The following is a 19,258-nucleotide window of genomic DNA, read 5'->3' as shown; positions in this document are numbered from 1 at the left end:
GACAATCGACCTCATGATCGAAGCGCGGCGGCTGCACATCCTCCGTGCGGTGGCCGACCACCGCACGGTCACGGCCGCTGCCGCCGCGCTCTACCTCACGCCGTCCGCGGTCTCCCAGCAGCTGACCGCCCTGGAGCAGGAGACGGGCCACCGGCTCGTGGAGCGGGGCGCCCGCGGGGTCCGGCTGACCCCGGCGGGGGAGATCCTCCTCTCGCACACGAACGAGGTCCTCGCCCAGCTGGAACGGGCCGAGGCGGAGCTCGCCGCGTACAGCTCGGGGGCGGCGGGGACGGTGACCGTGGCGTCCTTCGCCACCGGGATCGCCCTCGTGGTCGGCCCCGCCCTCGCCCGTCTCTCGTCCGGCGCGCCCGGGATCCGGGTGCGGGTCCAGGACGCGGAGGGCGACGCGAGCCTGCCGATGGTGCTCGACCGGCAGGTGGACGTAGCGGTGGCGGTGGAGTACCGGGGCGCGCCGGGTGCGGACGATCCGCGCCTTACACGGGTGCCTCTGTACGCGGAGCCGTTCGACGCGGTGCTTCCGGTGACGCATCGCCTCGCGGGCGCGGAACGGGTGCCGCTCGCCGAGCTGGCCAAGGACGCGTGGATCGGCCCCTTCGTGGGGAACCCCTGCCATGACGTGGTGATACTCGCCTGCGAGGCGGCGGGCTTCCAGCCCCTGCTCGAGCACTGGTCGGACGACTTCCGGGCGGTCGTCGCCCTGGCTTCGGCGGGCGTCGGCGTGGCGCTGGTGCCCCGGTCGGCGTTGCGGGGGATGGACGTATCGGGGGTGGTGATCCGCCCGGTGGACGGCGTCGCTCCTACCCGCCGGGTGTTCGCCGCGGTGCGGTGCGGGGCGGAGGAGCATCCGCTGATCCGTCCGGTCCTCGACGCGTTGGGGGAAGCCGCCGAGTAGGGGCTTCCTGCCGGGCCAGGCCGCCGGAGACCGGCGCGGTGCCGAGGTCGTCGTTCCCGTCCGCGTGGCGCAGGACCCAGTCGTCGAGGTCGAGCGCGGTTTCCAGGGGGTCGGCGGGAATGTGGCCCCGCCACCAGCTCATCTCTCCGTCGGCCCCGTCAGCTCCGTCACCCGTGTCGGCCCTGACGCTCTCGGGGGAGCGAAGCTGCTCGCGGAAGCAGGCCTCGGCCATGGCGAAGCGGACGCGTGCGGTGGCTGCCTCCGTGCCCAGGACATCGCCGACGCGTTGCCAGCTCGCGCCGCCGAGCCGCTCGAACACCACGGCGGCCTCGAAGAACCGACGCGCGGCCCGGAGGACGTGGGCGGCGTCGGCCAGCACGGAGCCCGGCGATTCGACGCCGCCGTCGGAACGCAGTTCGTGCCCGCCGATCGGGACCGCGGCCCGCGCGAGATCGGCCAGTTCGTACGCCTCGTACGCCATCACGACACGCGCTCGGCCGGCATCGGTGTACGACGGTGCGGCGGCAAGGGAGTCGTCATCGGTCATGTCGGTGGGCCTCAACCGCGGAGGAAATAGAGGACGGTCATCGTCACGGCGGTCGTCAGGATGATGCTCCGTAGTACCCGGGCGGGGAGACGGCGCGCGAGGTGGGCTCCGGTGAAGCCGCCCGTCACCGCTCCGATCAGCATGGCGGTGAGGAGCAGTGGAGTGCTCAGGGCGTCCGATGCGACGAGGAACAGCGCGGTCGCGCTGAGATAGATGGCCGCGACCTGCACGACCCGCATCGGATTGCTGACCGCGGCGTCGAGTCCGAGGCCGACGCTCCACAGGGCCAGCATCATGATGCCTACGGCTCCGCCGAAGTATCCGCCGTACAGCGCGAGAACGAACTGGCCGATCAGAACGGTCCGCGAGCCCATGCTGAGCGGCCGCCCGCGCGAGCTGCTCAGCGCTTTGGAGAGGTGCCGTCCGAAGGCGAGGAGCACCGTGGCGAAGGCGAGCAGCCACGGCACGGCGGCGTCGAACGACGCGGCGGGCAGCGCGAGCAGCAGTCCTGCGCCGAGTCCGCCGCCGAGCACGCTGATCATGGTCAGCGCGGGCGTGGGCGTCGCCCCGAGCGGGGTGAGTTCACGCCGGTAGACCCAGCCGCTCGCCACCGCCCCCGGCACGAGGGCGATGGTCGACGACGCGTTCGCCGTCACGGGGGACAGGCCGGACGCGACGAGGGCGGGCAGCGCCACGAAGGTGCCGCCGCCCCCGACGGAGTTCAAGGCCCCGGCCGCGACACCGGCGAACAGGACCAGCAGGATCTCGGACACCCGCCGAGCATCACCCTGTGAGTAGGGGTCCCACAATGCGTAATCGCGGTAGTGAGCCTAAGGCTGTGGCATAGGCTCGTGAGGGTGCGCTACGACCTGGACGATCTGCGGCTCTTTCTCGACATCGTGGAGGAGGGGTCCATCACGGCGGGCGCCCGCCGGATGCACCTGAGCCTGCCATCGGCCAGCGCACGGGTGCGTTCACTTGAGCACCAGGCCGGAGTGGCACTGCTGATCCGTGGCCGGCGGGGCGTGCGTCCCACTCCGGCGGGGACGACGCTTGCCCGGCACGCGCGCGAGGTCCTCGCCCAGACGGTGCGGCTCGAGAGCGCCGTCGCGAGCTACACCCGGTCGCCGACCTCCCCGCTGGTCCTCCTGGGGGGTGGTTCCGCCATGCATCAACTGGTGCCGCGGGCCCTGGTCTCGTTCCTGCGGGACTACCCGGACGTCGACGTCCAGGTGTCCGAGAGCCGCACCCCGCAGACCGTGCGGACACTTGTCGACGGCGAGGCGGACCTGGGGGTCGTGGTCGACGACGAGGCCCGGGGCTGCGGCCTGGAGATGGAAACCCTCGGCGACGACTCCCTCGTAGTGATCGGCCAGGCCGGAGGGATCCTCACCGGTCGCACCGCCCTGACCTACAGCGAAGTCGCCGAGCACCCGCTGGTCGGGCTCGACGCGGCCTCCGCGCTGCGACGCTGGGTCGAGAAGCACGTCGGTCCCCACGCGCCGGTCGTGCGCTACCGCACCACCGTCGCCGACCTCAACGTCCTCATCGCCCTCGCGGCCGCGGGCGTCGGCCTCGCCGTCGTGCCACGCCGCGCCATCGACCCCGGCAGACCGCTCGACGTATGCGAACTGAGCGACGCCTGGGCCCGCCGCCACCTGCTCCTGGCCTGGGGTGCCAGAAACGGTCCATCACCACCTGCGGCGGAGGCACTTGCGGAGCATCTGCGGATGGCGTCGAACGTGTAAGTCCGGGGGGCTTGCGTGCGGGGCCTTCGGCCGGGGGCGGCCCGGGTCTCTGCTCCGGCGCTGGGCACCCCCAGCCGGGCCGCCCCGTAGCGGCGCGCGGTTCCGGCTGTTCTGATCCGCGGCTCCTGTAGTTCCCGTGGCTCCCGTGGCTCCCGTGGCAGGGCTGCCCGATGTCACGCTGGTCCACGGCCTTCTTGGCGGGGGCGGCAGGCGCAGGCGCACAGGTCTCCCAACGTGTGGGTCTCCCAACGCGTAGGTCTCCCAAGTGGAGCGGCTGCGCACCGGCACAGCACCCTCAGCCGGGACGCACGCCCCGTAGCCCTCACCTCATCCGGGACGCCCCGTACTGGCCCGCAGCACCACCTCGCCCCGTACCCGCTCCACCCGGGCCCGCGCACCCGGCTCGCGGAGGGCGAGGGCCAGCACGTCCCGCCCCATCCGTGTCAGCGGCAACGCCACCGTGGTGAGCGGCGGCGTGAGTTCCCCGACCAGGGGGATGTCGTCGAAGCCTGCCAGCGACACATCCTCCGGCACCCGAAGCCCCCGCTCCCGCAACGCACCCAACGCTCCCACGGCCATCACGTCCGTCACCGCGAAGACGCACGTCGGCCGCTGCCCCCGCCGCAGCAGTTCCAGCGCCGCCGCACGGCCCCCGTCACGAGTGAACGCCCCCTCCACGATCCGCTCGGCGGGCAGGCCGACCCCTGCGTCGGCCAGCGCCTCACGGAACCCGGCGAGCCGGTCCGCCACCGTGGTCAGCCGCTCGGGGCCCGTGAGGACCGCGAACTCCCGGTGGCCGAGGGACAGCAGCGCCCGCGCCAGCGCGGCGGCACCCGCCCGGTTCTCGGGCTGCACCGTGTCCACCCGGAGACCGCGGTGCCGGCTGACGACGGCGACACGGCCCCCGTCACGCATGTAGGGGGCGAGCTCCGACCGCAACGACCGTTCCCATGCGGGGTCCTGGAAGCCCGAGCCGATCAGCAGGATCGCGCGGGCACGCTGCGCCCGCAGCATGGAGACGTACGCGATCTCCCGCGCCGGAGCGCGGAAGGTGCTGGCGAGCATGACAAGGAGATCCCGCTCGGCCGCTGCCGCCATCACACCGCTGGCGATCGCCGCGAAGTAGGGGTCGCCGACGTCGTGGCAGATGACGCCGACGGTGTTGTTCGAGGCGCTGGCGAGTGCCTGTGCGTGGGCGTTGGGGATGTAGCCCAGCTGGTCCGCGGCTTCGAGAACCCGGATCCGCAGGTCCTCGCGGACGCGCGTCGTGCCGTTCAGCGCCCGCGAAGCGGTGGCCGGGGATACCCCGGCGGTACGGGCCACGGCGTGCAGGGTGACATGAGGCCCGTGCTCGCGTGCGCGGCCCTGGCTGGGGTCTCGCACGATTCCGCGCTCCGATCCGGGATTCCCGCGCCCCCACCCCGGCCCAGGGCCCCGCTCCCGTTCCCGCACCGCGCCCCCTTCGTCTCGCGCCGCGAAACTTCGAGCCGACCTATTGACCCTGCGGTCAGCCAGTCATTAGCGTGGCGAACACCTTATCAGAAAGCGCTTTCTGAAAGCGGTTTCCGCACAAGAGCCGAACTGATCCGCTCCGCAACTGCCTCCGAATGCCTCCGAAGTTCGCTGAATGCCAGGGGAGTTCACCGTGAGTCAGAGCGCACTGCAGGCAACTCCCGTCAAAACGGCAGGCGTTGCCGACCGAAGCCGCCCGACTCTGCGGCAACGTACCGCCGAGGCGGCCGAGAAGAGCTGGCGGCCGCTCGTCCTGTTGATCGTCTGCTTCGGCGCCTGGTGGCTCATCGCGGCCACCGAGATGGTCGAGGCCTACCTCGTCCCGTCCCCCGGCGCGACCCTCGACGTGATCCTCGACAAGCCCGACTACCTGTGGCAGCACACCTGGGTCACCACGTACGAGACCCTGCTCGGTTTCCTCATCGCCGTGGGCGTCGGCATTCTCTCCGCGGTCGTCATGGTCTACTCGACGACCGTCGAGAAGACCCTCTACCCGATTCTTCTCTTCGCCCAGGTCGTGCCGAAGATCGCGATCGCGCCGCTGTTCGTCGTCTGGCTCGGCTTCGGCATCGCTCCGAAGATCCTCATCGCCGTTCTGATCGCCTTCTTCCCTGTCGTCATCTCCATGGTGACCGGCCTCAAAGCCGTCGACCCGGAGATGCTCCAGCTCTCCGCCACCATGGGCGCGCGGCCCTGGCAGACGTTCCTCAAGATCCGCTTCCCGGCGTCGCTTCCGCACCTGTTCTCCGGCCTGAAGGTGGCCGTCACACTCGCCGTCACCGGCGCTGTCGTGGGCGAGTTCGTCGGCGCGAACGAAGGTCTCGGCTATGTGATCCTCCAGGCCAACGGAAACCTCGACACCCCGATGCTCTTCGCGGGGCTGCTCGTCATGTCGCTGATCGGCGTCGTCCTCTTCGTGCTCGTCGAGATCGCCGAGAAGCTCCTCCTGCCGTGGCACGCGAGCCGCAGGGACGTGGCCGCCACCACGGCCTACTGACACCCACCACGTGGTGCCGGCGCACCCACCCCGCCATGTCCGATGCTCGACGTACGCGAGAAGGGCCCGCCCATGCACGCGCGCAGACTGCTCCCCGGCCTCGTCCCCCTGGCCCTCGTCGCGGTGACCGCGACGGCCTGCGGCGGCGATGACGACAAGACGAGCACCAGCGATTCCGGCAAGAAGCTCGACAAGGTGACGCTGACGCTCAACTGGTATCCGTACGGCGAACACGCGCCGTTCTACTACGGCAAGCAGCAGAAGATCTTCGAGAAGCACGGCATCGACCTGGACATCAGGGCGGGCCAGGGCTCGCAGAAGACCGTGCAGGCCACCGGCGCCGGGCAGACCGACTTCGGCTGGGCGGACACGCCCGCTGTGCTCGCGGGCGTCGACCAAGGCGTCAAGGTGAAGAGCCTCGGCGTCTTCCTGCAGACGACACCCGCCTCCGTGCAGTACTTCGAGGCGCAGGGCATCAAGGCGCCCGCCGACCTCAAGGGCAAGACGATCGCGGGCACGGCGGGCGACGCGCTCACCAAGACCTTCCCGATCTTCCTGGAGAAGAACGGCATGGACGTCTCCGACGTCAACGTCCAGAACACCGACCCGGCGGGCAAGATCGCCGCGGTGATCTCCGGCAAGACGGACGCGCTGCTCGGCTACGCGAGCGACCAGGGCCCCACGATGCAGAACAAGGCCAAGAAGGACGTCTCGTATCTGCGTTTCTCGGAGAACGGCCTCAACTTCTACTCCAACGGCCTCATCGCCGGGCCCAAGACCCTTCAGGGCAGGGGTGATCTGGCCAAGCGCATGACCACGGCCGTGAGCGAGTCATGGGCGGCCGCCGAGAAGAGCCCGCAGCCCGCGGTCGCCGCCATGGAGGGCGCGTCCGAGCAACTGCCCCCGGAATCCGTGCTGTCGGAGCAGTTCAAGACGACCCTGACCCTGCTCCACACCGACGCCACCGAAGGGAAGGCGCCGGGCGCCAACACCGAGGCGGACTGGCAGCAGACCATCGACGTCTTCTCGAAGGCGGGCCTGGTCAAGAAGGCCAAGCCCGTCGCCGAGTACTGGGACGCGGCCAAGGGGATCAAGGGCTGAGGGGCGGCGGACGAATGACGAAGGATGCGACTCTCAAGAAGATGAGCGACGGGGTGCGTGCGCCGGCGGGGGAGGGGGCGGCGCCCGCCGTACGGCTCGACGACGTCGCCGTCCGCTTCCGTACGAAGAAGAAGGACGTCACGGCGTTGCAGGAGGTCTCGCTCGATGTCGCCGCCGGCGAGTTCGTCGCGATCGTCGGGCCATCGGGCTGTGGCAAGTCCACTCTCCTGAAGCTGGTCGCGGGACTGCTCACCCCTTCGTCGGGCGACGTACTCCTCGGTGGCGAGCGGGTGCGCGGGCCCCGGCGGGACATCGGCTACGTCTTCCAGCGCGCCGCCCTCCTGGACTGGCGCTCGGCCCGCCGCAACATCCTGCTCCAGGCGGAGATGCGCAGGATCCCCGGCGCCGAGGCACGCGCGCGTGTCGACGATCTGATCCGCATGACCGGACTCGGAGGCTTCGAAGACGCCTATCCGCACGAGCTGTCCGGCGGGATGCAACAGCGCGTCGCCCTCTGCCGCGCCCTGCTGCACGAGCCGCCGGTGCTGCTCATGGACGAGCCCTTCGGCGCGCTCGACGCGCTCACGCGCGAGCAGATGAACGTCGAGCTGAACCGGATCTGGCGCGAGACCGGGACCACCGTGCTCCTGGTGACCCATTCGATCGCGGAGGCCGTCTACTTGGCGGACCGCGTCGTCGTGATGAGCCCGCGCCCCGGCACGGTGACGGAGATCATCGACGTCGGTCTGCCTCCCGAGCGTGCGTACGCGACGACGCTGGCGACGGCCGAGTTCCGCGAGGCCACGGGGCGTATCCGGAGCCTGTTGGGGGCGGCGACCGCGCACGAGTGAGGCATGTGCGCGGCAGGCGCAGGGGACTTGCCGCACGTTTCATATCTGGGATAGCGTGCCAAATATGGAACACGATGGCGTCGACGGCCGCCTCGCCGCCCGCCTCGCCGAGCTGCGCGCGGAACACGGCTGGTCGCTCGGCGAGTTGGCGGACCGCAGCGGCGTGAGCCGCTCCACCCTGTCGCGGGCCGAGCGCGCGGAGATCAGCCCTACCGCGTCCCTCCTGAACCGGCTCTGTGCCGTCTACGAGCGCACCATGTCGCAGCTCCTGAGCGAGGTGGAGGCCGAGCCCGCACAGCTGCTGCGCGCGGGCGAGCAGAGCATGTGGACGGACAGCGCATCCGGCTTCGTACGGCGGTCGGTGTCGCCGCCGCACGCGGGGTTGCGCGGTGAACTCGTCGAGGGCCGCCTGGAGCCGGGCGCGGACGTCGCCTACGACCGGCCTCCCGTGCCCGGCATCGAGCAGCACATCTGGGTGCTCGACGGGACGCTGGAGGTCACCGTCCAGGGCGAGACACATGCCCTCGACGCAGGAGACTGTCTGCGGTTCCGGCTGTGGGGGCCGACGCGCTTCCGGTGCGTGGGGGAGCGGGCCGTGCGGTACGCCCTGGTGGTGATCGCGCGATGAGGGCCCTGTCGAAGCGGGTGGTGACGCGCCTTTCCTCAGCTGAACTCATCGAGTCCGCCGACGACTTGGCCGAGCTGCTCGCCGACGTCGTGGAGGGCGGATCATCCCTCGGCTTCCTCGCGCCCCTCGACCGGGAGGCCGCCGCCGACTGGTGGCGCGGCCTGGCCCCTGCGGTGGCGGGTGGGCGGCTCGCCGTCTGGGCCGCCCGGGACGACGCCGGGCAGCGGGTCTCCGGGACCATCAGTGTCGGCTTCGTGGACAAGCCCAACGGCAGGCACCGTGCCGAGATCCTCAAGCTGATGGTCCACAGCCGCGCACGCGGCCGGGGCCTCGCCCGCACCCTCCTTGCCACCGCCGAACACGCGGCGGCCGACGCGGGCGTGACCCTCCTGGTCCTGGACACGGAGACCGGCAGTCCCGCCGAGTCCCTCTACCGTTCCGGGGGGTGGACGGCGGCCGGGGTCATCCCCGACTACGCGGCCGACCCGGCCGGGGCGCTCCACCCGACGACACTCTTCTTTAAGAAGATGAGCGGTTCGGGCGCACCCCAGCCGGATGAGCGGGATCAGCTGGACGAGCCGGACCGGCCCGTCCAGCCGCCGGATCCGGCACCTCAGTACCGCAGCGCCGCCAGATACGCGTAGCTGTTCCGTGCCGTGGCGAACGGATCAGCGGGGCTGTCGTGCTCCACCAGCCACTGCTTCACGCCGCCCACGCGCGCGTGGTCGAACATCGCGGCGAAGTCGAGCGTCCCCGAACCGACGTCGGCGAAGTCGCCGTTCGGCGCCATGTCCTTCACATGGAGCGCGGGGAACCGTCCCGGATGGCGTACGAAGTACGCCGCCGGATCCGCGCCGCCCTTCGTCGCCCAGTACACGTCCAGTTCGAAGCTGACCAGATGCGGGTCCGTATCGGCGACGAGGATGTCGTACAGACTCGTGCCGCCCACCACCACATGGTCCGTGCCGTGGTTGTGGAACAGGACCGGACCGAGGCCCGCGTCGCGCGAGGCCTGCCCGATGCGGTTGAACTCCCGTGCCGCTTCGCGGAATCCGTCCGGCGTGTGCAGCGCGCCGGGCAGGCTCGGGACGACGGGCCACTTCGCGCCGAGGGTGTGAAGATCCTCCAGCGCCTGGGGGAGGCCGCCGCCCTTGAGCGTGTCGTACGCGACATGCTCGAGGACCGCCCGCAGGTCCACCGCGTCGAGCATCCGCCGGATGTCAGCCGCGCCGTACCCGTGCCGCCCGCTCACGCCCACGGTGGCGTAGCCGATCTCCGCGAGCTGCTCCAGGGTGCCAGGGAAGTCCTGCGCGAGGGCATTGCGCATCGTGTAGAGATGCATACCGATGCCGCCGCGCGGGATGCGCCTGCGCCGGGACGCCTCACCCGCGCGCGCGGGCAGTGCGGTGCCGACGGCTGCCGCGAGCCCCATCGACGTACCGAGAAAGGCTCGTCTGGTCCCGTTCAGGCCGGTTCTCTTCATGTCTGTCATGTCTGTCATGTCTGTCGTAGCTGTCGTAGCTGTCATGGCTGACCCCTCACTTCGCCGTGATCCGGACAGCGCCGGTCGTCGTGTCGCCCTTGTCGTCGGTGACGGTCAGATGGGCCGTGTACGTCCCCGCGCGCGCGTACGCGTGCTCGGCGCTGCCGCTCTCGGTGCTGCCGGGCTTGGAGTTGTCGCCGAAGTCCCAGTGGTACGAGGCCGCTGTGCGGCCCTCCGGGAGCTTCACCGTGCTCGTGAGCTTGACGGCGAGGGGCGCTGTGCCGCTCTCCGGGGCCGCCTTGACCGTCACCTTCGCGCCGGCGTTCTTCTCGACTCCGGGGCCGTTGAAGCGCAGCCAGTCGACCGTGAGGAGATCGGGTTTGTCGGCGGACCACTCGGGGTTGGTGAAGACGGCGTACAGCTTCGTAGTGCCGTCGTAGTCGGCCAGTTCAGTGGTCGGCGACACGAAGTTGCCCCAGCCGCCCGTGTTCGGCACGCTCACCTTGCCGAGCAGCTCGCCCGTGGGAGACCCGGCGCGGAACTCGACGTCGCCGCCGAGCCCGGCCGAAGCTGCCCCCACCGTCACGGAGTCGACACCCTTGAGATGTACGGGGTCGAAGGAGACCCAGTCCCCGTCCTCGATCTCGATGAGCCGCTTGCCGCCGGACGCGTCCGTGCGGTCACCGGTGACCGCACCCTCGTGCGCGCCGCCGGTCGCGGTGCGGTGCTCGGCCTCGCGGAAGGAGGTCCGCAGGGTCAGCGAGGAGGAACCCGTCAGAGCGGGCACTCCGGCCGCGCCCTTGTCCTCGTACTGGGCCGTGACCCCGTAGTAGAGATTCTGACCGGGCCCATGGCTGTCCCCGGCGTCCGTCACGATCTCGCCCGCGCAGCCGGTGTAGTTGTCCAGCGGATGCAGATGGGTGTCGTGGCCGAGCTGGGACTGGACGACGACCCGCTTGCAGTCGATCGGCCCGTCCTCCTTGTCCGTCACTTTCACCTTGAACGGAATCGTGTCCCCGAAGCTGAAGGTCCCTCCATTGGGCGGCTGTTGGATGGTCACCACGGGCCGGGTGTTCCCGACGGTGACCTCCTGCACGGCCAGGCCGCTGAGCCCATCCGCGCCCGTGACCTTCAGGCGCGCGCTGAACTGCCCCTTCTTGGTGTAGGTGTGCTTCGGGCTGGCCTCGGTCGAGTCGGTCGTGCCGTTCCCGTCGAAGTCCCACGCGTACGTGACGGGCTTGTTGTCCGGCAGCCCCGAACCCGCGCTGGAGAATTTCACCTCGAGCGGGGTCGCGCCGTTGTCCGGGGTGGCCGAGACGCGGGCGTCCGGGAGCCTTCCGTCCGCCACGTAGTCGATGCGGTAGATGCCCGCGCCCTCGTTGCTGCCGCCGCGGCCCGTGCCGCTGCCGAGACCGAAGTCGATGACGTACATCGCACCGTCAGGACCGAAGTCGGCGTCGAACGGCTGGTTCCATTTCATGTCGGGGAAGATGGAGTTGACCGATTGAAGATCGCCCGCTTTCGCGGGCTCGAAGCGCGGATCGGTGAATGTCTGGTCCTTCTCCTGCATCGAGAAGACCTTGAACCACTGCCGTGTCAGCTCGTAGTTGAACCATTTCCCCTCGAAGTACTCGGGGAACTTCGTCTTGTATGTGTTGTCCGCGTCGTAGTCGTAGACGGGACCGCTCATCGGGCCGCCGCCGCCCGTGCCGAGTTCCGGGAACTCCTTGGAGGCGGAGTAGGCGTACCAGACATTCGCGGCCTTGGCCGGGGGCAGATCGCGCAGGCCCGTGTTGTTCGGCGAATCGTTCACGATCTTCGCGCAGTCGAACTTCGCGCCCGACTTCTTCGTCGCGAAGTCGTAGTCGTTGAACGGGGTGTTGTCGCCGATGCAGTAGGGCCAGCCGTAATTGCCCGCCTTGGTGACGCGGTCGTACTCGACCGTCCCCTCGGGGCCGCGGTCGGCGACGGCCGCCTTCGCGTCGGGACCGTAGTCGGCGACGAGAAGCGCGCCGCTCAGTGGGTCCGTGGTGATCCGGAAGGGGTTGCGCAGGCCCATCGCGTAGATCTCGGAACGCGTCTTGTCGGTCCCCGCCGCGAAGAGATTCCCCTCGGGCACGGAATACGTCCCGTCGTCCTTCGGTGTGACGCGCAGGACCTTGCCCCGCAGGTCGTTCGTATTGCCCGCGGTGCCTTGCGCGTCCCAGGCGCGGCGGCCTTCGCGCTCGTCGATCGGGTTGAATCCGTCCGAGGCGAAGGGATCGGTGTTGTCGCCCGTCGCGACGTACAGGTCGCCCTTCTTGTCGAAGGCGATCGAGCCCGCCATGTGCGAGTTCGCCCGGCCTTCGCCACGCCACGTGGGAATGGTCAGGAGTCGCTTCTCCGTCGCCGGATCGACCTTTCCGCCCGCCTCCGTGAACCGGGACAGATTGATCCGTTTCTCGGTCTTGTCGGAATTCAGGAGATAGACCCAGTGGTTGTCCTTGAACTTCGGGTCGAGCGCGAGGCCGAGAAGGCCGTCCGACTGGCTCGTCATCTCGGGGGTGTAGTCGAAGTCGTACGCCGTGGAGACCTTCAGCGACTCCTGGTCGATGATCTTCAGCTTCCCGGTGCGCTGGATGAAGAACACCCGGCGGTCGGGGGCGACGGCCAGCTCGAACGGGTCGGCCAGATCGTTGGTGGCGAGCGGCGTGCGCTGGAAGGCGCCGGTCTTGGTGGCGGTGCAGTCGCCGGACTTGTTGCCCGCGGCCCACTCGATGCCGCCGAGGATGTGCTTGAGGAAGCCCTCTTCCTGGAAGGCCGACTTTGCGTGCCCGCCCGCCGTGTACCAGGAGCGCCCGCCGTCATAGTTCTGGCACCAGGACCACGGCTGGTCGACGCCCTCGTCGAGCCCGGTGACGCCGTCGCGCACCTTGACCTGCGCGAGCGTGTGCACCTTCCCCGTCGGATTGGCGCGCCAGTTGTACCACTCCTCCGTACGCTCCCAGAGTTCGGGAAGTCCCTTGGTGGAGGGGTGCGCATGGTCGAGCACCTTGATCCGGCCGGTCTGCACCTCAGGGTGCTTGTCGAAGATCGCGCCGACCAGACCCTCGTACCAGCTCCAGTCCCGTTCACTGGCCGATGCCGCGTGCAGACCGACCCAGCCGCCGCCCCCACGGACGTACTTCTGGAAGGCGGTGCGCTGCGCGGCGTCGAGCAGATCGCCCTTCTCCGGGGTGGAGTTGGTGTTGTTGAAGACGATGGCCTGGAAGCGGGCGAGATTGGCGTCGGTGAAGGCGGCCGCGTCGTCGGTGGCCTCCACTTCGAAGCCGTTCTCGCTGCCCAGCTTCTTGATCGCCTCGACGCCCGCGGGGATCGAGTCGTGGGGGAAGTTGGTGACCTTGGAGAAGACCAGGACGCGGAAGGGGGCCGCTGCGGCCGTCGGATCCGCTTGGGCTGTCGCGCGGGGCGGGGAGGTCAGGCCGAGGCCGATGACGAGGGCGAGCAGGGCGATGATCGCGAGCAGAGGTCTGTGTGCGAGCAGGGGCCTGTGTGAGAGCAGGGGTCTGAGTGCGAGCAGGGGTCTGAGTGCGGTGGGACCCGTACCCGTTCTTGGCACGGTGGAACTCGTGGAACTCATGGCGCTCCCTGGGCTGGGCGGGTGGACGGCTGCCGGTAGCCGGGTGTGCGGTGAGTGCGAGTTGCTCGTTGCTCGTTGCGTGGATACTGGCTAGAAAGCGCTTTCTCCTGCGCGTTGTTCAGCGTAGGTTCCGCCCTGATGGAGGGTCAATGGGTCGGAAGGGCCTGGCGTGAGAAGGGAGTCGCTACGGGGCGCTGGTATGAGGCGCCGTGTGCGGGGCAGTGGGCGGTTGGGTCCCGTCGGCCGATCCAGCAAGGGCGAGGTTGTGCGGTCGAGCGATGCCGCTCATCACGTGAGGAACGCCGACCCCCTTGAGGCGGCAGTCACGCAGGATCTCAGCCAGCGGGCTCGGCGCCTCGACAAGATCCTTGCCGAGCTGGGTGAGGCGGTAGCCATCGCCGTCCAGTCCAGGGCGAGCAGGCGGGCGCCGGAAACAGCTCCTCGATCCGGGTACTGAGCACGCTGGAGGACATGCGCTCGCATCGGCGCTGCAACTCACGCAAGCCGGGCGGAGCTTGACTCGGTTTCCACAGGATCCGCATCGTCCAACGCCGTCCGGGCAGGTCGAGTGCGGCCATCACTGGACGACCCGATTCGGACCCCCGCACCGGCACACCCGGACGTGGCGCTCTGGCTTCCATGCTCATTCCTTGCTCATTCCTTGCTCATTCCTTGCTCATTCCTTGCGCTTCGGTTCTCGAAGCGTCATAGTGATTCGAAAAGCGAAGCAGGAGGTGCCGAGATGCCACGCATCGAACCGCTCACCCCGCACTGCACCGCCGACGTCGACCGGGCGCTCCGCCGATGGATGCGGCCGGGTGTGCCGCATGAGCCACTCGCGCTGTCCCGCGTACCGCACCGCAACCCGGAGCTGGCGTGATGGCATCGGCGCCATGGCGATCACGACGCTGACAAGCCTCGCTCTCGCCCGCTGACGCCCGTCCGAGACCAACCCGTAAGTCAGATGCGTTCTTGCCAACACTGGAGGTTCTATGCCCAAGGGCTACTGGGTCAGCGTCTACCGCACCATTTCAGACCCTGAGAAGCTGGCTGCTTACACCAAGCTGGCCGGTCCGGCCGTCAAGGCCGGGGGCGGTCGGACCTTCACCCGTGGCGATCGGGTCGTGGCGCATGACGCCGGAATCGCCGAGCGCACCATCCTGGTCGAGTTCGACAGCTTCGAGCAGGCCGTCGCGGCGCGCGAGAGTGCGGCCTACCAGGAGGCGCTGGCCGTCCTCTCCGATGGCGTCGAGCGCGACTTCCGCATCGTCGAAGGCATCGACTGACCGAGGTCCAGTCGTAGCTTCACTGAAGATCCACCATCTTGGTTTTCGCTGGTGCCGCTGCTGGTGCCGCTGCTGGTGTGGCTGCTGGTGTGGCTGCTGGTGTGGCAGGCGGGCGGGGATCGTGCGGATTCGGTGAGGATGCGCCTGGTCTTCAGGTGCGCGAAGCGGTGCTCGACGGGGGCGCGGCCGGCGGCTTTCAGGTGCTCGACGATGTGGTCGTGGCGGGCGGCGGTGATGTCGTGGGTGCGTCAGGGCCTCGCGGCGGAGATTCAGATCAGGCGTCCGCGTTCGTCGGTGAGCGCGAGGACGTGCAGGCCGTGGCGCTTGTGCTTCCCCGAATAGTTCTTGCCGTTGTCCTTGCCGGTGCGGCGGCGGGTGGGGATGAGGGTGCCGTCGATCAGCACGGCCTCCCCGCCACGCTTCCCCGCACGGTGACTACGTTCCGCCCCTACCCAGGCGTCGACCAACATCGCGGGACAAGCCTTAGCCTCATCGCCCAGCCATAATGCCCAGCCTTATCGCCGTACAGGGGAGCCTCCCGCAATGCCTGACAGCACCTCGACACCCGCCCCCGCCGCGTACACCGCCGGACTCGTGAACGCGGCGGGCGGCGTACCCGTCGCCACGTACACCTGGCTGCCGGACGGCGGCAGGCCGCGCGCCTTCGTGCAGATCGCGCACGGCGCGGGCGAACACGCCCTGCGCTACGACCGGTTCGCGCGCCACCTGACGGCGCACGGCTATGGGGTGATCGCCTCCGACCACCGGGGCCATGGCGCCACGGCGCAGGCGACTGGCGGCTATGGCGTGACGAGTGCGTCGGCTGCTGCGGCGGTGGATGCCGCTACCGACGTCGACGCCTCTACCGACGCCTCTACCGACGTCGATGCCTCTACCGATGCCTCTACCGACGCCGACAGCTGGCGCGCCATGGTCGACGACCTCAAGGCGATCGGCGATCAGGTACGCACCCTCCACCCGGGCACCCCCCTCTTCCTGCTCGGCCACAGCATGGGCTCGCATCTGGCCCGGGACTACGCCCAGGAGTACGCCGACGGCCTCGCGGGCCTGATCCTCTCCGGAACCTTCCGCTCCCTGCCCGGAGTCGAGACCGAGGAGTCGATCGCCCGCCTGGAGCGCGAGATCGCCGACGACGGCCGTGCGGCGCTCTCTTCCTACCTCCCCGAGCTCTTCGCCGCCTTCAACGACCCGTACCCGCACCGCACCGGTTTCGAGTGGCTCTCCCGCGACGAGAGCGAGGTGGATGTGTACGTGGCCGACGAGCGCTGCGGATTCCCGTTCTCCGCCGGGCTCTGCCTGGACTGGGTGCGTGCCGTACGCAAGATGAACGACCCGCGGAACCTGGCCCGGATCCCGGCGGACCTGCCCGTCCACATCGCAGTCGGCACCGAGGACCCCTGCAACCAGGGCATGACGCTCGTACACGAACTCCTGGAGGACTTCCGCTACGTGGGCGTGGACGACCTCACCTGGAAGGGGTACGAGGGAGCACGCCACGAGATCCTCAACGAGACCAACAGGGACGAGGTGCAGGAGGACCTGCGGAGCTGGCTGGACAAGCGGGTGCTGTGACCTGACCGGGTGGCCGGGGGCGCTGTGGGGTGCTGTGCTGTGGGGTGCTGTGGGGGCCGCTGTCAGTGGCATTGGCTACCGTTCATGGCATGTCTCGAGCTCATGCCAAGGCCCAGGTCACGGGCGATGATGTGCGCCGTATCGCACTGGCCCTGCCGGATACGACGGAGAAGATCGCCTGGAGCATGCCCACCTTCCGGGTGGCCGGAAAGATGTTCGCCACGCTTCCCGAGGACGAGACGTCCATCGCGGTGCGATGCCCGAAGGAGGAGCGCGAAGAGTTGGTCCTCGCGGAGCCGGCCAAGTTCTGGATCGCCGACCACGAGGCGATGTTCGCCTGGGTGCGCGCACGCCTCGCGGCCCTCGACACGGACGAACTGACCGACATCCTCGCCGACTCCTGGCGCCAGGCCGCCCCCACCCGACTCCTGGACTCCTACCCGGAGTTGGGACTGCCGCCGGCGAACTAGGCGAGCGAAAAGAGATCGGCCGCTGTCAGTGCGCCGTGGCATGATCCAGGCAGGGGTGGAGGGCGGGGGTCCGTTGGGACGACGGGCCCGGCGCCGCCGCCGGGGGAGGGGACAAGGGTGCCGTCAGGTGACGGGGTCGAAGAGGGCGGGGAGCGGTCTCTTGCCGACCGCATGAGTGTGCGTACGGCCACCGCCGCCGACGGCCGGACAAGCATCTGGTCGCGGGACTTCGGGTTCTTCTTCGGTGCGCGGACCGTGGCCAAGCTGGGCGACACCATGCTGCCCGTCGCGCTCGCCGCGGGGCTTCTTCAGCATGGATACGGGGCGGGGGCCGTCGGCCTCGCGATGGCCGCCACCACCGTGTGCTTCGCGGGTCTGGTGATCTTCGGCGGGGTCTTCGCCGACCGTTTCAGCACGCGGCTGCTGATGATCGGCGCCGACCTGGCCAGGCTCGGCACGCAGTCGGTCGCCGCGGTCCTCTTCTTCTCCGGGCACGTCGTCCTATGGCAGATCTGCGTGATCGGCGCGGTCAACGGCGCGGCTGGGGCCATCTTCCAGCCCGGCGTCGCCAGCACGGTCCCGCGCCTGGCCACCGACGTCCAGAAGGCCAACGGCGCGATACGCGTCGCGGAGTCGGCCGCGGCCCTGACGGGTCCTGCCGTCGCCGGTGTCCTCGTGGCCTTCGCATCGCCCGGCGCAGTCTTCGCCGCGCACGCGGGAACGTACGGCTTGAGCGCCCTGTGTCTCCTCCTGCTCAGGCTGCCGCCCGCACTCCCCGGCTCGCTCCCGCACAGCAGCGGCTTCCGGGCCGATCTGGTGCAGGGCTGGCGGGAGTTCAGGTCCCGCACGTGGCTCTGGGGCGTCATCGCCATCTTCTGCGTCCTGATGATCACGACGACGGGCCCGTTGACGCCACTCGTCGCGACCCTCGTAGTGCAGGAGCACGGCTCGGGCGCGTACGGCCTGGTGAACTCCGCCCTGGGCGCGGGCACCGTACTCGGCGGCCTGGTAGCCCTGCGCCTGCGCCCCCGCCGGATGCTCCGCGCCGGTTCCATCGCCCTGATCGGCTACTGCGCGTTCCCGGCGGCCGTCGGCGCCCAGTTCGGCGTCCCGCTGATGGCGGCCGGCGCCGCGGTCGCGGGCGCCGGGCTCTCCTTCTGGGGCGTGATGTGGGCGACGAGCGTCCAGACACAGGTACCGCCCGACGTCCTCAACCGCATCCACGCGTACGACGTCGCGGGATCGATCGCGCTGCTGCCGGTCGGCCAGGCGCTCGCGGGGCCCGCGGCGAGCGCTTTCGGCGCGGAGAAGGTGCTGCTCACGGGTGGTGTGACGACGATCGTGGTCTGCCTGGCCATGCTTTCGGTACCGGCGATACGAGGGCTGGTGAGGGTGGACACGAGGGCCCTCGCATCGGGCGGTGGAACGGGCCCTGGAGCTCGCCCGCCTCGGGAGACGGCAACGACCGGAGGGCCAGCACACGAAGCGGCTATACGAGAGCCCGCGCCCCCAGAAAACCGGTGATCCGCTCCCGCAGCGACCGGGCGTCGAGCCCGTGCGCGGCCATGTGCTCATCGATCTGCCCGTAGCGGCGCAGCTCACGCCGGCCGACGCCGAGCCCGAGGACGCGGTGCGGGACATCGGCGAGGGCGTCGTTCGCGGCGGCGGTGGAGGTCCCGGCCAGATAGGGCTCGACGATCACGACATCGGAGGCTGCGGCGGCCCCCGCGGCCCCCGCGGCCCCTGCGGCCCCCGCGGCCCTGCGCAGCGCCTCGCCGTCGAAGGGCCGCACAGTGGTCGCGTACAGCACGGTGAGATCAAGCCCTTCACTCGCGGCGAGTACGTTGTCCAGCATCGGCCCGACAGCGATCACGACCCCGCCGAGCCCTTCACGCACAGTGCGGAACCGTGCCCCGTCGACCGGCAGAGCCCGGGAATTCGACTGCACCGAGAGCCGGACGTACACCTTGTCGTCGCCTGCGGCGACAGCGTGCCGCAGCAGTGTCTCGGCCTCGTCAGGATGCCCGGGAACATGCACGGTCCAGCCGTCCAGGGTGTCGAGCAGCGCGACGTCCCCCGGCGACATATGCGTATAGCCACCGGACGGCCAGTCGAACGAGGCGGCAGCACTGACCAGCACCCCGCCCACATCCTGGTGCCCGAAGTCCAGCTTGAGCTGCTCGAAGGGCCGCTCCACGAGAAAGCTCGCGAAGGTGTGCACGACCGGCCGCAGCCCGGCGAGGGCGAGCCCGGCGCCCGCCCCGACGAGCAGCTGCTCCCGGATCCCGACATTGATCACCCGGTCCGGGTGCTTGCGCTGCGTCTCGGTGAAGGCGTCCGTACCGATGTCGGCGAGGACGACGGCGACGCGCGGATCTTCGTCGAGCAGCCGCGAGACGACGGGGGCGAAGCGATCACGCATGGTGTCCATGGCAGGAAAACCCTCCGATAGAAGGTGGAACTGAAGCCGGTAGAAACTGAAGAAGAACCCAACCCACCAACGGCCAGGG

19 protein-coding genes and 1 pseudogene are annotated in these 19,258 nt (G+C 69.8%); 12 read left to right on the top strand and 8 right to left on the bottom strand.

Annotated features, from left to right (window positions below; genetic code table 11):
* Positions 1 to 13: 13 nt before the first annotated feature.
* The gene (locus ACGFSB_RS04535; protein WP_393393964.1) at positions 14 to 913 is read left to right on the top strand and encodes a LysR family transcriptional regulator; all 900 of its coding nucleotides are present in this window, start codon (positions 14 to 16) and stop codon (positions 911 to 913) included.
* Here ACGFSB_RS04535 and ACGFSB_RS04530 read toward each other — a convergent pair.
* Positions 819 to 1,460 (bottom strand): hypothetical protein, encoded by a 642-nt coding sequence (locus ACGFSB_RS04530; protein WP_393393961.1) that lies wholly within the window; start codon positions 1,458 to 1,460, stop codon positions 819 to 821. The genes ACGFSB_RS04535 and ACGFSB_RS04530 overlap by 95 nt on opposite strands.
* Positions 1,461 to 1,471: 11 nt before the next feature.
* Complete coding sequence (locus ACGFSB_RS04525) at positions 1,472 to 2,233, bottom strand: sulfite exporter TauE/SafE family protein (protein ID WP_393393959.1); 762 nt, start codon at positions 2,231 to 2,233, stop codon at positions 1,472 to 1,474.
* Between the two features lie 84 nt (positions 2,234 to 2,317).
* On the opposite strand from ACGFSB_RS04525, the gene ACGFSB_RS04520 reads away from it, so the two are divergent.
* Positions 2,318 to 3,208 (top strand): LysR family transcriptional regulator, encoded by an 891-nt coding sequence (locus tag ACGFSB_RS04520; RefSeq protein ID WP_393393957.1) that lies wholly within the window; start codon positions 2,318 to 2,320, stop codon positions 3,206 to 3,208.
* 327 nt (positions 3,209 to 3,535) lie between these two features.
* On the opposite strand, the gene ACGFSB_RS04515 is transcribed toward ACGFSB_RS04520, so the two are convergent.
* Positions 3,536 to 4,591, bottom strand: a complete 1,056-nt coding sequence (locus tag ACGFSB_RS04515; protein WP_393393955.1) for a LacI family DNA-binding transcriptional regulator — start codon at positions 4,589 to 4,591, stop codon at positions 3,536 to 3,538.
* Positions 4,592 to 4,835: 244 nt separating this feature from the next.
* Here ACGFSB_RS04515 and ACGFSB_RS04510 point away from each other — a divergent pair, with 244 nt between their 5' ends.
* From ACGFSB_RS04510 to ACGFSB_RS04490, 5 genes are all read left to right on the top strand, one after another.
* Entirely contained in the window at positions 4,836 to 5,717 is an 882-nt protein-coding gene (locus tag ACGFSB_RS04510; protein WP_393393952.1) for an ABC transporter permease, read from the top strand.
* 72 nt (positions 5,718 to 5,789) lie between these two features.
* Positions 5,790 to 6,818: an ABC transporter substrate-binding protein gene (locus ACGFSB_RS04505; RefSeq protein WP_393393950.1), complete on the top strand. Its 1,029-nt coding sequence runs from the start codon at positions 5,790 to 5,792 to the stop codon at positions 6,816 to 6,818.
* A gap of 41 nt (positions 6,819 to 6,859) precedes the next feature.
* Positions 6,860 to 7,669, top strand: a complete 810-nt coding sequence (locus ACGFSB_RS04500) for an ABC transporter ATP-binding protein (RefSeq protein ID WP_393395722.1) — start codon at positions 6,860 to 6,862, stop codon at positions 7,667 to 7,669.
* Positions 7,670 to 7,733: 64 nt separating this feature from the next.
* Positions 7,734 to 8,297, top strand: coding sequence for a helix-turn-helix domain-containing protein (locus tag ACGFSB_RS04495; protein WP_393393947.1), 564 nt, complete (start codon positions 7,734 to 7,736; stop codon positions 8,295 to 8,297).
* Positions 8,294 to 8,941 (top strand): GNAT family N-acetyltransferase, encoded by a 648-nt coding sequence (locus ACGFSB_RS04490; RefSeq protein WP_393393944.1) that lies wholly within the window; start codon positions 8,294 to 8,296, stop codon positions 8,939 to 8,941. Before ACGFSB_RS04495 ends, ACGFSB_RS04490 begins: the two co-directional genes overlap by 4 nt.
* On the opposite strand, the gene ACGFSB_RS04485 is transcribed toward ACGFSB_RS04490, so the two are convergent.
* The 3 genes and pseudogenes from ACGFSB_RS04485 to ACGFSB_RS04475 form a co-directional block, all read right to left on the bottom strand.
* Positions 8,911 to 9,780 carry a sugar phosphate isomerase/epimerase family protein gene (locus ACGFSB_RS04485; RefSeq protein WP_393395720.1) on the bottom strand — a complete coding sequence of 290 codons (870 nt, stop codon included), beginning with the start codon at positions 9,778 to 9,780 and terminating at the stop codon, positions 8,911 to 8,913. The two genes, ACGFSB_RS04490 and ACGFSB_RS04485, sit on opposite strands and share 31 nt — an antisense overlap.
* A gap of 55 nt (positions 9,781 to 9,835) precedes the next feature.
* The gene (locus ACGFSB_RS04480) at positions 9,836 to 13,399 is read right to left on the bottom strand and encodes a ThuA domain-containing protein (RefSeq protein ID WP_393393941.1); all 3,564 of its coding nucleotides are present in this window, start codon (positions 13,397 to 13,399) and stop codon (positions 9,836 to 9,838) included.
* Between the two features lie 247 nt (positions 13,400 to 13,646).
* Positions 13,647 to 13,736: pseudogene (locus ACGFSB_RS04475) on the bottom strand (IS5/IS1182 family transposase); the annotation flags it as partial.
* Between the two features lie 405 nt (positions 13,737 to 14,141).
* On the opposite strand from ACGFSB_RS04475, the gene ACGFSB_RS04470 reads away from it, so the two are divergent.
* Both ACGFSB_RS04470 and ACGFSB_RS04465 read left to right on the top strand, forming a co-directional pair.
* Positions 14,142 to 14,279, top strand: coding sequence for a hypothetical protein (locus tag ACGFSB_RS04470; RefSeq protein WP_393393939.1), 138 nt, complete (start codon positions 14,142 to 14,144; stop codon positions 14,277 to 14,279).
* 112 nt (positions 14,280 to 14,391) lie between these two features.
* Positions 14,392 to 14,685: a DUF1330 domain-containing protein gene (locus tag ACGFSB_RS04465; RefSeq protein WP_393393937.1), complete on the top strand. Its 294-nt coding sequence runs from the start codon at positions 14,392 to 14,394 to the stop codon at positions 14,683 to 14,685.
* Between the two features lie 269 nt (positions 14,686 to 14,954).
* Here the strand turns inward: ACGFSB_RS04465 and ACGFSB_RS04460 are convergent, their stop codons facing one another.
* Positions 14,955 to 15,089: a transposase gene (locus tag ACGFSB_RS04460; RefSeq protein WP_393393934.1), complete on the bottom strand. Its 135-nt coding sequence runs from the start codon at positions 15,087 to 15,089 to the stop codon at positions 14,955 to 14,957.
* A gap of 139 nt (positions 15,090 to 15,228) precedes the next feature.
* On the opposite strand from ACGFSB_RS04460, the gene ACGFSB_RS04455 reads away from it, so the two are divergent.
* The 3 genes from ACGFSB_RS04455 (at position 15,229) to ACGFSB_RS04445 (ending at position 18,272) form a co-directional block, all read left to right on the top strand.
* Positions 15,229 to 16,278 (top strand): alpha/beta fold hydrolase, encoded by a 1,050-nt coding sequence (locus ACGFSB_RS04455; RefSeq protein WP_393393932.1) that lies wholly within the window; start codon positions 15,229 to 15,231, stop codon positions 16,276 to 16,278.
* Between the two features lie 89 nt (positions 16,279 to 16,367).
* Positions 16,368 to 16,748 carry an MmcQ/YjbR family DNA-binding protein gene (locus tag ACGFSB_RS04450; RefSeq protein WP_393393929.1) on the top strand — a complete coding sequence of 127 codons (381 nt, stop codon included), beginning with the start codon at positions 16,368 to 16,370 and terminating at the stop codon, positions 16,746 to 16,748.
* 171 nt (positions 16,749 to 16,919) lie between these two features.
* The gene (locus ACGFSB_RS04445) at positions 16,920 to 18,272 is read left to right on the top strand and encodes an MFS transporter (protein WP_393395717.1); all 1,353 of its coding nucleotides are present in this window, start codon (positions 16,920 to 16,922) and stop codon (positions 18,270 to 18,272) included.
* Here ACGFSB_RS04445 and ACGFSB_RS04440 read toward each other — a convergent pair.
* A complete protein-coding gene (locus ACGFSB_RS04440; protein ID WP_393393926.1) occupies positions 18,238 to 19,179 on the bottom strand; it encodes a transketolase family protein in 942 nt (313 codons plus the stop codon). The two genes, ACGFSB_RS04445 and ACGFSB_RS04440, sit on opposite strands and share 35 nt — an antisense overlap.
* Positions 19,180 to 19,258: the final 79 nt, after the last annotated feature.

The sequence above is a fragment of the Streptomyces sp. NPDC048441 genome, assembly GCF_043200235.1.
Taxonomy (GTDB): domain Bacteria; phylum Actinomycetota; class Actinomycetes; order Streptomycetales; family Streptomycetaceae; genus Streptomyces.
The sequence above is the reverse complement of the archived record's forward strand: the minus strand, read 5'-3'. Positions and strand labels throughout refer to the sequence as shown.